This is a genomic window from Streptomyces sp. NPDC015220 (genome assembly GCF_043079345.1).
In the GTDB taxonomy this organism is placed as follows: domain Bacteria; phylum Actinomycetota; class Actinomycetes; order Streptomycetales; family Streptomycetaceae; genus Streptomyces.
The window spans coordinates 966,902-978,544 of the sequence record NZ_JBIBUK010000001.1 but is presented as its reverse complement, the minus strand read 5'-3'; the positions used below and the strand labels follow the sequence as shown (position 1 = coordinate 978,544).

Sequence of the window (11,643 nt, the reverse complement as noted above, 5' to 3'; positions counted from 1 at the left end):
CCCGGGGGACCTCTCCGGAAGGTCCTCTCAGACCGCGTCCACCGGTGGCAACTGCCCGCTGCGGGCCGCCTTCCCGTACCAGAGGGCGCTGGACTTGGGGGTCCGGGCGAGCGTCGCGTAGTCCACGTGGACCGCGCCGAACCGCTTGCCGTAGCCGTAGGCCCACTCGAAGTTGTCCATCAGGGACCACAGGTAGTACCCGCGGACGTCCGCGCCGTCGGCCATCGCCCGGCGGACCGCCGCCAGATGGTCGTGCAGGTAGGCCACGCGCTCCGGGTCGCGCACCCGGCCGTCGTCGTCCACCTTGTCGTCGTAGGCCGCGCCGTTCTCCGTGATGTAGAGCGGCAGTCCGGGCGCCTCCAGGGCGTAGCGCGTGATCAGCTCGTGCAGACCGTCCGGGTCGACGGTCCAGCCCATGTCGGTGCGCTCGCCCGGGACCTGGTGGAACACCACGTCGTCCGAGGCCGGCCAGGGGGAGTGGGCGCTCTCCCCGTGCGTGTCCGAGCGCGGGCCCGCCGGCGCCGTCCGCGCGGACGACACCAGCGCGGGCGTGTAGTAGTTGAGGCCCAGCGCGTCCAGCGGCTGCTTGATGTCGCGCAGATCGCCGTCGAGGACGAACGACCAGTCGGTGATCGACGAGGTCGACTCCAGCAGCGTGGCCGGGTACGCCCCGTGCAGTATCGGGCCGTGGAAGACGCCGTTGGCCAGGTCGTCGATCCTGCGTGCCGCGGTCAGGTCCGCCGGGTGCTGCGAGAGCGGGCGGATCACCTGGGAGTTGAGGCTGACCGCGACCGAGTTCCGGGGCGGCAGCACCGAGCGCAGCGCCTGGGCGCCCAGGCCGTGGGCGAGGTTCAGGTGGTGGGCGGCGCGCAGCGCGGCCAGGGGCTCGGTGCGGCCGGGTGCGTGCACTCCGGAGGCGTAGCCCAGGAAGGCGCTGCACCACGGTTCGTTGAGCGTGATCCACTGCTCCACGCGGTCGCCCAGCGCCTCGCCCACGATCCGCGCGTACTCCGCGAAGCGCAGCGCGGTCTCCCGCTCCGGCCAGCCGCCGGCGTCCTCCAGCTCCTGGGGCAGGTCCCAGTGGTAGAGGGTGACCGCGGGCTTGATCCCGTGGTCCAGCAGTTCGTCGACGAGCCGGCGGTAGAAGTCGAGGCCCATCTGCACGGCGGGACCCCGGCCGGTGGGCTGCACCCGCGGCCAGGACACCGAGAAGCGGTAGGCGGTCAGGCCCAGCTCCGCCATCAGCGCCACGTCGTCGCGGTAGCGGTGGTAGTGGTCGACAGCGATGTCACCGGTATCGCCGCCGGCCGTCCTGCCCGGCGTATGGCTGAAGGTGTCCCAGATCGAGGGGGTACGGCCGTCCTCCCGCACCGCGCCCTCGATCTGGTAGGCGGAGGTGGCGGCGCCCCAGAGGAAGGCGGGCGGGAAGGACACGGTCAACGGTTCGGGCATGGAATCGCTCCCACGGGGTCGAGTGGGCCCCATTATGCATGGGAGCGCTCCCACGGCGAAAGGGGGGTGGTCGGGAACGGCGGTGCGAGTATCGGACCGAGGGGGCGTGAGGGGGCGCGAGGGCGGCCGGACCGGGTTCGGGGCTGAACCGGGCGTCGGCCGGTCCCGGGCGCCAGGTTCCGGCCGGTGCCGCGCTTCGGCGCCCCGGCGCTGCGGGCGCCGCGAAGTAACGGGACCCGGGGAGGGTGTGGCCCGGAGGGATCCGCTCAGGCCGACTCGCGCACCACGAGCTGGGTCGGCAGCACCACTTCGCGGTGGCCGGCGCCCCGGTCGGCGATCTCGTCCAGCAGCAGCCGCGCCATGGTGCGGCCCATCTCCTCGAGCGGCTGGCGCACGCTGGTCAGCGGGGGATCGATGTGCCGGGCCACGATGGAGTCGTCGAAGCCGACGACGGCGACGTCGTCGGGTACCCGCCGGCCCGCGGCGCGCAGTTCCAGTACGGCGCCCGAGGCCATCACGTCGGAGGCGGCGAAGACGGCGTCGAGGCCGGGGCGCCTGCGCAGCAGGTCGCGCATGGCGGCGCGGCCGCCCTCCTCCGTGAAGTCGCCGTCGGCGATCAGTTCCTCGTCGACGGCGACGCCCGCGTCCCGGAGCGCCTCGCGGTAGCCGTCGAGCCGGTCCTGGGCGACGTCCATGTCCAGCGGCCCGGTGATGGTTCCGATGGCCCGGCGGCCGGCCGCCAGCAGATGGCGCACCGCGGCCCGGGCGCCGCCGCTGTTGTCCGCGCGCACGTGCCCCAGCCGCTCCCGGTGGCCGCGCCGGCCGGCCAGCACGGTCGGCACGGCGAGTTCCTCCAGCCGGTCGGGCAGCGTGTCGTCGCTGTGCACCGCCATCATCAGTACGCCGTCCACCCGCTGCGCGGACAGATACGTGGCGAGCCGCGCGTACTCCTTCTCGTCCCGCGCCAGGACGAGCAGCAACTGCATCCCGGCGCCGGCGAGTCCGGCGGACACGCCCCGGATGATCCCGGAGAAGTACGGCTCGGAGAAGAGCCGGGTCTCGGCGTCGGGGACGACCAGGGCGACGGAGTCGGTGCGCCGGGTGACCAGGGAGCGGGCGGCGCGGTTGGGGACGTAGCCGAGTTCGGCGATGGCCCGCTCCACGGCCGCGCGGGACCGGTCGCTCACCTTGGGGGAGCCGTTGATCACCCGGGAGACCGTGCCGCGGCCGACGCCGGCGCGCGCGGCCACGGCGTTCAGGGTCGGGCGCCGGACGTCCGCGTTCCGGGCCGGGCGCCGGACGTCCGCGTCCTCGGGCGACTGCTCGGCAGGGCTCATCGTTCACCTTCCGGCGGGTCAGTGGGGGGTGGCCTCATTCTGGCCCAGAAAAATCCGGCGACCGCCCCGCGGCCGGCCGCGAGGATGTGGCCTGGGCCATGGACGCGGCTGTGACCTGCGGGAATCCTGTACGGGGCGGGATGATGTCCGGCGTGTGACGCCCGGGTTCCAGACACGTTCACGTGACGCGCTGAACACGCTTGCGCAACAACGCCGTTTTCAAGTCTTGACACCTGGCCCGGCAACCACGAGTCTTCCGGTCATGCCGCGTGGGAGCGGTCCCACGGAGTTCCGGGACTCTCTCCCGTGTGGACCAAAACACCATGGGCCCTTCCCTCTATCTCGCATGGCACACCGTTGACCAGCACCTTTTCACCGCACGACGAGTGCTGTGGCATGGCCGCTGCTCGAACCGAGAGGGCAGGTCCGGACCGTCGAACCCCGGCGGCCCGATTCCTGAGGTCCCGTTCCCCACTGGAACAAGGAGTAGTGGAATGCGCATCACCCGTACCGGCGGCGGTCGTGGCCGCAGAGCAGCGGTCCTGACCACGACGGTCCTGACGGCCTCTGCCCTGCTGCTGACCGGCTGCAGCAGCAGTGACGACGGCGACTCGGACGCCTCGGACTCCAACGGGAACATCACCCTCAAGCTGGCCGACTTCGGGCAGTTCGGCTACAAGGAGGCCGGCCTGTTCGACCAGTACCACAAGCTCCACCCGAACATCACGGTCAAGGAAGAGACCACCGCCGACGAGCAGCAGTACTACCCGAAGCTCCTTCAGCAGCTGAACTCGAACAGCGGCCTCGGCGACGTCACGGGCATCGAGGTCGGCCGCATCAAGGAGGTCGTGGACACCCAGGCGGGCAAGTTCGCGGACCTGAGCAAGTCCATCAGCGTGAGCGACTGGGTCTCCTGGAAGGAGAAGCAGGCCACCGCGAAGGACGGCACGGTCATCGGCGCCGGCACCGACATCGGCCCGATGTCCCTGTGCTACCGCAAGGACCTCTTCCAGAAGGCGGGTCTGCCGACGGACCGCGAGGCCGTCGCCAAGGCGGTCGCGGGCGGCTGGGAGGACTACCTCAAGCTCGGCGAGCAGTACAAGGAGAAGGCCCCCTCCGGCACCTACTTCATGGACTCGGCGAGCGCGATGTACAACGCGGTCGTCAGCTCCTCCGCCAAGCAGTACTACGACGCGGACGGCAAGGCCGTCTACAAGGACAGCGACTCCGTCAAGCAGGGCTGGAACCTGGCCGCCGAGGCCGCGTCGAAGAAGCTGAGCGGTGGCCTGGCCCAGTTCCAGGACCCGTGGAAGGCCGCGCTGCGCAAGGGCAAGATCGCGTCCATGGTGTGTCCGGCCTGGATGGCCGCCCAGATCGCGACCTACTCCGGTGACGACTACAAGGGCAAGTGGGACATCTCCCGTGCGCCCGGCACCACCGCCGCCAACTGGGGCGGCTCCTTCCTGGCCGTGCCCAAGAGCGGCAAGCACGTCAAGGAGGCCACCGAGCTGGTCAAGTGGCTGACGGCTCCCGAGCAGCAGGCCGCGGTGTTCAAGGCGGTCGGTGTCTTCCCGTCCAACAAGGGCGCCTACGAGCTCGCCAGCGTGAAGACGGCGAAGCTCCCGTACTTCAGCGACGCCCCGATCGGCCAGATCTACGCCGACGAGGCCAAGTCCATCCCCGAGGCCGTGCTCGGCGCGAAGGACGGCGTGATCAAGGACACGATCTCCACGCAGATCAACAACATGGAGCAGCGCGGCACCAGCCAGGACAAGGCGTGGAAGGCCGCGACCGACACGATCGACAAGGCGATCGGCTGACGACCGCCCAGGGTGCGGGCGGCTCCACCGGCCGCCCGCACCGCGCCCGCGCGCGGAGCCGCACGATGGCTCCCGCCGCGGGCGCGGGGCCGTTGACCAGCACGAAAGCACGCGGCAGGGCCACACCCTGCCCGGCGATCTCCGCCAGGCCCGTGGCGCCTGGCGGGAATCGTCGGACAGGCAGGCACCGAGCCGGCCGGGGCTATGCGGAGTCAGCCGTGGCAGGCACCGAGCCCCGGGCCGGCGCCCGGCCGGCCGGACCCGGTGTCCGGCGGCCGGGCCCGGCCCCACACGCACGTCAGGCCGTGGCACGGGCCGCTCGACACCGAAGTCGATCCGCGCAGGGAGCGGCGGGACGGGCGCCCGGCCCCTGAACTCGCCTCCCGCCCCGTACCCGGCCTAAACCTCCAGGGAAGGACTCCCTCCGTGGCAACGACAACCCCCACACGGGGCGCCTACACACCGCCGCCCGGCGGCGCGGGCGCCGCGTCGAACGGACCCGGCAAGTGGCGCTCGCGGCTGTGGCGCTTCGACGACAAGGCGTCGCCGTACGCCTACATCGCCCCCTTCTTCCTCGTCTTCGGCGCCTTCGGGCTCTATCCCCTCCTCTACACCGGCTGGATCGCGCTGCACCGGGTGGAGATGACGAGCCTGAACCAGTCCGAGTGGGTCGGCTTCGACAACTTCACCAGGATCCTCCAGGACTCGGAGTTCTGGACGGCCGTCGCCAACACCTTCATCATCGGCGTCATCTCCACCGTTCCGCAGCTGCTCGTGGCCCTGGGCCTGGCCCACCTGCTCAACTACAAACTGCGCGCCAGCACGTTCTGGCGGACCGTGATCCTCACCCCCTACGCCACCTCGGTCGCCACCGCGGCCCTGGTCTTCGCCCTGGTCTTCCGCGCCGACGGCGGCTTCCTCAACTGGGTGCTGCACTTCTTCGGCGCCGGCAACATCGACTGGGGCAACGGGGAGTGGACCTCCAAGATCGCCATCTCGGTCATCGTGATCTGGCGCTGGACCGGCTACAACGCGCTGATCTACCTGGCCGCGATGCAGGCCGTGCCGAGCGACCTGTACGAGGCCGCCTCCATCGACGGCGCCTCGCGCTGGCAGCAGTTCCGCAAGGTGACCATCCCCTCGCTGCGGCCGACCATCCTGTTCACCATCGTCATCTCGACGATCGGCTCTATGCAGCTGTTCGGTGAGCCGCTGCTGCTCCAGGGCGGCACCCTCGGCTCCGTCGGCGGCAGCGAGCACCAGTACGAGACGCTGAGCATCTACCTCTACAACTACGGCTGGAAGCTCCAGCACCTCGGCCCGGCCGCGGCCGTGGCCTGGGCGATGCTCGTCCTGCTGCTGCTCATCGCCCTGATCAACTGGATCGTCGGCCGGTTCATGCGCAAGAGCGCGGCCTGACGGGAGCGATATCGATGACCACGACAAGTCCCGCCAAGACCGCGCCGGGCCTCGCCCCGGCACCGCTCCCCGCCACCCCGGGCAAGGGCGGGAACCGCTTCAAGATCGGCGCCGGCCAGCAGCTCAAGGGCGGCCCGTTCACCTACATCGCCCTGATCGTCGTCGGCCTGGGCTCCGTCTTCCCGCTGTACTGGACGCTGGTGGCCGCCTCCAACGACCAGCAGCGGGTCCTGGACGACCCGCCTCCGCTGCTGCCGGGCGGCAGACTGTGGAGCAACCTCCAGGCGGCCTGGGACCAGGCCAACCTGGGCAAGGCCATCGTCAACAGCGTCATCGTGGCGGGCTGCATCACCGCCGCCACGCTGTTCTTCTGCACCCTGGCCGGCTACGCCTTCGCCAAGATGCGCTTCCGCGGCCGGAACGTGCTGATGACCGCCGTCATCGCCACCCTGACCATCCCGCCGCAGCTCAGCGTCGTCCCGCTGTTCATGATGATGTCCGACATCGGATGGGGCGGGAAGCTGGAGTCGGTGATCTTCCCGACCCTGGTCGGCGCGTTCGGCGTCTTCTTCATGCGCCAGTACCTGATCGAGGCCCTGCCCTACGAGCTCATCGAGGCGGCCAAGGTGGACGGGGCGAGCAACATCCGCATCGTCTGGAACGTGGTCCTGCCCGCGGCCCGGCCCGCGATGATGGTGCTCGGCATGCTCACCTTCGTGCAGGCGTGGAACGACTTCTTCTGGCCCTTCCTCGCGCTGAACCAGGAGAACCCCACCCTCCAGGTCGCCCTCGGCCAGCTCAGCGCCTCCTACACCCCCGACCAGAGCATCATCATGGCGGGAGCGCTGATCAGCACGCTGCCGCTGCTGCTGGTCTTCGTGATCTTCGGCAAGCAGATCGTCGGAGGCATCATGGCGGGCGCCGTCAAGGGCTGACGCCGAACCGCCGACGCGGGCGGGCCGGCCGACCGGCACGGCCCCCTTCGCGCCGGACCGCCCTCCGAGGGCGCGCCGTCGGGCCCGTCCCGTCCGGCGGGCGGACCGGCCGTCGGGCCCGTCCCGCCCGCCCCGCACACCCGGCCGGCGAACACCATGCCGCCCCGCACGCCGGCCGGCCATCCGGTCCGGTACGGCCCGCACGAGGGCCGTACCGGACCCGGGCGCCCACGCCGTGGGGTCCCGGGCGCGACACCCCGCGGGCCGGAGCGCCCACCCCCGCGCCCCGGCCCTCCCCCCACCCGCCGGACCACTGTCCGACCCTTCCTCACGCCACCTTGGGAGCGTTCTCACCATGACCGCCGTACGACCCGAGACCACTGCCCAGTCGGCCTCGGACACCTCTTCCTCCTTCCCGACGGACTTCGTCTGGGGCGCCGCCACCGCCGCCTACCAGGTCGAGGGCGCCGCCGCCGAGGACGGCCGTACCCCTTCCATCTGGGACACCTTCAGCCACACCCCCGGCAAGGTCCGCAACGGCGACACCGGTGACATCGCCGCCGACCACTACCACCGGTACCGCGACGACGTGGCGCTGATGAAGCACCTCGGCCTCAAGGCGTACCGCTTCTCCGTCTCCTGGTCCCGGGTCCAGCCCACCGGCCGCGGGCCCGCCGTCGAGCGCGGCCTGGACTTCTACCGCCGGCTGACCGACGAGCTCCTGGAGGCGGGCATCACCCCGGTCGCCACCCTCTACCACTGGGACCTGCCCCAGGAACTGGAGGACGCGGGCGGCTGGCCGCACCGCGACACCGCCGAGCGCTTCGCCGACTACGCCGACATCATGGCCCGCGCCCTCGGCGACCGGATCGGCGTGTGGACCACCCTCAACGAGCCCTGGTGCAGCGCCTTCCTCGGCTACGGCTCCGGCGTGCACGCCCCGGGCCGCACCGACCCGGCCGCCACCCTGCGGGCCGCGCACCACCTCAACCTCGCCCACGGCAAGGCGATCGGGGTGCTGCGTTCGGTGCTGCCGGCCACCGCGCAGACCTCCATCACCCTCAACCTGCACCAGGTGCGCCCGCTCACCGGCAGCCCCGAGGACGCCGAGGCCGCCCGCCGCATCGACGCGGTCGGCAACCGGATCTTCACCGGCCCCATCCTGGACGGCGCCTACCCCGAGGACCTGCGCGCCGACACCGCGCACCTCGTCGACTGGGACCGGCTGGTGCACGACGGCGACCTGGCCGAGATCTCCCGTCCCATCGACGTGCTCGGCGTCAACTACTACTCGCCGACCGTGGTCTCGCAGCCCGCCGACGGCGCCGGCACCACCAAGAACGACGGCCACGGCGCGAGCGACCACTCGCCGTGGACCGGCTCCGACCACATCGCCTTCCACCTCGCCAACGACGATCTCACGGCGATGAACTGGGCGATCGACGCCTCCGGCCTGCACACCCTGCTGACCGGCCTGGCGGCGTCGCACCCCGGCCTGCCGCTGATGGTCACCGAGAACGGCGCCGCCTTCGACGACTACGTCTCGCCCGAGGGCCGGGTCAACGACCCGCAGCGCGTCGCCTACCTGCACTCCCACCTGGACGCCGTCCGGCGGGCCGTCGCCGACGGGGCGGACGTGCGCGGTTACTTCCTGTGGTCCCTGCTGGACAACTTCGAGTGGTCCTACGGCTACTCGAAGCGCTTCGGCGCCGTCTACGTCGACTACTCCACCCAGCGCCGCATCCCCAAGGACAGTGCCCACTGGTACGCGGAGGTGATCCGGAACAACGCCCTCCCGGCCACCCGGTGAGCGCGGACGACGCCTGACCCGCGCGGGCGGCGAGGTCCGGCCCGAGGGGCGGGCGCGCCCGGCCGGGACATCCGGGGGGCGCGGCCGGGACCCCGGCAGCGCCCCACGCGGCCCGCCGCGCCCCCGGCGCGGAACCTCCCGGCCGGACGGGCGCGATGATGGGGGCGGGGGCGGCCGGGCGCAGGCTGTTACATTCCTGGCCTGACGGGCTGCGAACGGAAGGCGGCGACTATGGTCAACGGTGGGCGGAGCCGGGGCGGGAGACGGCCGACCCTGGAGGAGGTCGCCGCCCGGGCCGGAGTGGGCCGCGGCACGGTCTCCCGGGTGATCAACGGCTCGCCGCGGGTCAGCGACGCCACCCGCGCCGCGGTGCAGGCGGCGGTCGCGGAACTCGGCTACGTCCCCAACACCGCCGCGCGCGCCCTGGCCGCCAACCGCACGGACGCGATCGCGCTGGTCGTCCCCGAACCGGAGACCCGGTTCTTCGCGGAACCGTACTTCTCCGACATGCTGCGCGGCGTCGGCGCCGAACTGGCCGACACCGAGATGCAGTTGCTGCTGACCTTCGCGGGCGGCGACCGCGAACGGCGCCGTCTCGCCCAGTACCTGGCCGCGCACCGGGTGGACGGGGTGCTGCTGGTGTCCGTGCACGCGGACGACCCGCTGCCCGACCTGGTGGCCCAGCTGGAGATCCCGGCGGTGATCAGCGGTCCGCGCTCGGCGGCGGAGACGCTCACCTCGGTGGACTCCGACAACTACGGCGGCGCGCGCTCGGCGGTGGAACACCTGCTGGCGGGCGGCCGGCGCCGCATCGCGCACATCACCGGCCACATGGACGTCTACGGCGCCCAGCGGCGCGTCGCCGGCTACCGCGACGCGCTGCGCGACGCGGGCCTGGCGGCGGACGAACTCCTTATCGAACAGGGCGACTTCACCGAGGAGGGCGGCCGTCGCGCGATGGCGCGGCTGCTGGAGAACAACCCCGGGCTGGACGCGGTCTTCGCCGGTTCGGACGTCACCGCGGCCGGCGCCCGCCAGGTGCTGCGCGAGCGCGGCCGGCGCACCCCCGACGACGTGGCCCTGGTCGGCTACGACGACTCGGCCATCGCCCGCCACATGGACCCGCCGCTGACCAGTGTCCGCCAGCCCATCGAGGGGATGGGCCGGGCCATGATCGACCTGCTGCTGAGCGAGATCGCCGACCGTCGCCCGGCGGGCTCCTGGAGCCGGGAACCCCGGCACGCGGTGCTGCCGACGGAGCTGGTGGTGCGCGCCTCCTCCTAGTGCCGCAACAGGCAACGTTCGCCCCGTCGCGACGCCCGGCACGCCTCCCCCGAGCTCTTCGAGCAGGGGGGACCCCCACTCGCCGCACCAGCCGAAAGCCCAAGTACGTCCAGTACGAGGACTTCCGTCCGGCACTCCCCCGAGCTCTTCGAGCAGGGGGCACCCCCAGAGAGCACGCACCGGGCGCCGCTCCTTGACGGGCAAACGTTGCCTGCCGCGGCACTAGCCCCGCCGCCGGTCACCGCCCGAGGACCAGCCGCCACACCGCCTCCCCGTCGTGCTCCGCACCGGTCGGCGCGAGCCCGGCGGCCCCGGCGACGGCGGCGGAGGCCCGGTGGTCCGGGTGGATGTGCGCGACGATCGTGCCGACGCCCCGCCGCCCGAGCAGTCCGACCAGTCGGCGGGCCGCCTCCGCGGCGAAGCCGCGCCCCTGCCAGGCCGTGCCGACCACCCAGGCGACCTCCGCGACGGCGTCCGCGCCACCGCTGTCGCCGTCGTCGGTGACCGTGGCCTGGACCGTCCCGACCAGCCGGCCGTCGGCGCGCAGCCGGAGCACCCAGTTGCACCACTGGACCTCCGGGTCGGGCGAGCCGGCCACCAGACGCGCGTAGCGCGCCCTCAACTCCGCGACTCCGAGCGGCGCCCCTCCGATGAAGGCGTGCAGCGCCGGATCGGACAGCACCCCGGCCATCTCGTCGGCGTGCTCGACGCGCAGCGGCAGAAGATCGAGCCGGGCGGTACGGACGGGTTCGGCGCGCAGGGGAGTGCCGGGCGGCCGGTGCGACCGCGACCCGGCACGACGGCTGACCGGGGCCGGGAGGCCCGGGGCCGGGCGGCCGCCGAGCGGTTCGGCACTCATCCGACACCGCGCGGCGGGGCCTGCGCGGGCAGGTGGATCGCCGGTGCGCCGTTCCGCGACGGCTCCCGGCCGGCCCGGAGCCGAGGCCGGCCGCGGTGCTCGGACCACTCCGGTGCGAGGAGCGACATCACGACGGCGTCCACCCGTTCGCCCTCCCACAGCAGCGCGTCCCGCAGGACCCCCTCGGGGACGAAGCCCACCTTCTCGTAGACGCGGCGGGCCCGCGGATTGAACGCGTACACCTCCAGCGAGACACGGTGCAGCCCCAGCCGCTCGAAGCCGTGGGCGAGGATCAGCCGGGTCGCCTCGGTCCCGAGCCCGCGTCCCTGGGCGCCGGGCACGAAGACGGTCCGGAAGTTGCAGCTCTCGTTGCCCGGGTCCCACTCGTTGAGCACCACCTCGCCGACGACCCGCCCCGTCGCCTTCTCCACCACGGCGAGGTCCAGCCGGTCGTCCTGCTCGGCACGTGAGCCGTACCAGGCCCGCAGCCGCGCCTCGTCGGGTCGGTCCGTGTCGTGGCTGCCGGTGAACCGCATCGTCGGCGCGTCCTGGAACAGGGGCAGCAGCGCCGGCACGTCGTCCGCCGTGACCGGCCGCAGCAGGACCAGTTCCCCGTCCAGCGTCGGCTTGTGCCGGAATCCGGAGCCGGTGACGTCTTGATCATGATCGGTCATGCCCGCAGTGTCTCCGGCCGGCGGGCCCGCTGTCCCCTGCTTTCCGCCCCGGC

9 protein-coding genes are annotated in these 11,643 nt (G+C 72.4%); 5 read left to right on the top strand and 4 right to left on the bottom strand.

Annotated features, from left to right (window positions below; all coding sequences use genetic code 11):
- Positions 1–27 precede the first annotated feature (27 nt).
- Positions 28–1,452, bottom strand: a complete 1,425-nt coding sequence (locus tag ACF061_RS04500; RefSeq protein ID WP_392265284.1) for a GH1 family beta-glucosidase — start codon at positions 1,450–1,452, stop codon at positions 28–30.
- Positions 1,453–1,718: 266 nt separating this feature from the next.
- Positions 1,719–2,789 carry a LacI family DNA-binding transcriptional regulator gene (locus ACF061_RS04495; protein ID WP_392265283.1) on the bottom strand — a complete coding sequence of 357 codons (1,071 nt, stop codon included), beginning with the start codon at positions 2,787–2,789 and terminating at the stop codon, positions 1,719–1,721.
- Positions 2,790–3,283: 494 nt separating this feature from the next.
- Here ACF061_RS04495 and ACF061_RS04490 point away from each other — a divergent pair, with 494 nt between their 5' ends.
- The 5 genes from ACF061_RS04490 to ACF061_RS04470 all read left to right on the top strand — a co-directional run bounded on the left by ACF061_RS04490 (position 3,284) and on the right by ACF061_RS04470 (position 10,057).
- A complete protein-coding gene (locus tag ACF061_RS04490; RefSeq protein ID WP_392265282.1) occupies positions 3,284–4,609 on the top strand; it encodes an ABC transporter substrate-binding protein in 1,326 nt (441 codons plus the stop codon).
- Positions 4,610–5,035: 426 nt separating this feature from the next.
- The gene (locus ACF061_RS04485) at positions 5,036–6,028 is read left to right on the top strand and encodes a carbohydrate ABC transporter permease (protein ID WP_392265281.1); all 993 of its coding nucleotides are present in this window, start codon (positions 5,036–5,038) and stop codon (positions 6,026–6,028) included.
- A gap of 14 nt (positions 6,029–6,042) precedes the next feature.
- On the top strand, positions 6,043–6,963 hold the full coding sequence (locus tag ACF061_RS04480; RefSeq protein ID WP_392265280.1) for a carbohydrate ABC transporter permease: 921 nt from the start codon (positions 6,043–6,045) through the stop codon (positions 6,961–6,963).
- Between the two features lie 355 nt (positions 6,964–7,318).
- The gene (locus tag ACF061_RS04475; protein WP_392265279.1) at positions 7,319–8,773 is read left to right on the top strand and encodes a GH1 family beta-glucosidase; all 1,455 of its coding nucleotides are present in this window, start codon (positions 7,319–7,321) and stop codon (positions 8,771–8,773) included.
- A 231-nt stretch (positions 8,774–9,004) separates the two neighbouring features.
- Entirely contained in the window at positions 9,005–10,057 is a 1,053-nt protein-coding gene (locus ACF061_RS04470; RefSeq protein ID WP_392265278.1) for a LacI family DNA-binding transcriptional regulator, read from the top strand.
- Positions 10,058–10,295: 238 nt separating this feature from the next.
- Here the strand turns inward: ACF061_RS04470 and ACF061_RS04465 are convergent, their stop codons facing one another.
- On the bottom strand, positions 10,296–10,916 hold the full coding sequence (locus tag ACF061_RS04465; RefSeq protein WP_392265277.1) for a GNAT family N-acetyltransferase: 621 nt from the start codon (positions 10,914–10,916) through the stop codon (positions 10,296–10,298).
- The gene (locus ACF061_RS04460; RefSeq protein ID WP_392265276.1) at positions 10,913–11,590 is read right to left on the bottom strand and encodes a GNAT family N-acetyltransferase; all 678 of its coding nucleotides are present in this window, start codon (positions 11,588–11,590) and stop codon (positions 10,913–10,915) included. The genes ACF061_RS04465 and ACF061_RS04460 overlap by 4 nt, the downstream gene beginning before the upstream one ends.
- Positions 11,591–11,643: the final 53 nt, after the last annotated feature.

Coding starts and splice junctions, on each gene's coding strand:
- ACF061_RS04475 (WP_392265279.1), top strand. CDS start 7,319: ATGACCGCCGTACGACCCGAGACCACTGCCCAGTCGGCCTCGGACACC.
- ACF061_RS04480 (WP_392265280.1), top strand. CDS start 6,043: ATGACCACGACAAGTCCCGCCAAGACCGCGCCGGGCCTCGCCCCGGCA.
- ACF061_RS04500 (WP_392265284.1), bottom strand. CDS start 1,452: ATGCCCGAACCGTTGACCGTGTCCTTCCCGCCCGCCTTCCTCTGGGGC.
- ACF061_RS04490 (WP_392265282.1), top strand. CDS start 3,284: ATGCGCATCACCCGTACCGGCGGCGGTCGTGGCCGCAGAGCAGCGGTC.
- ACF061_RS04470 (WP_392265278.1), top strand. CDS start 9,005: ATGGTCAACGGTGGGCGGAGCCGGGGCGGGAGACGGCCGACCCTGGAG.
- ACF061_RS04460 (WP_392265276.1), bottom strand. CDS start 11,590: ATGACCGATCATGATCAAGACGTCACCGGCTCCGGATTCCGGCACAAG.
- ACF061_RS04465 (WP_392265277.1), bottom strand. CDS start 10,916: ATGAGTGCCGAACCGCTCGGCGGCCGCCCGGCCCCGGGCCTCCCGGCC.
- ACF061_RS04495 (WP_392265283.1), bottom strand. CDS start 2,789: ATGAGCCCTGCCGAGCAGTCGCCCGAGGACGCGGACGTCCGGCGCCCG.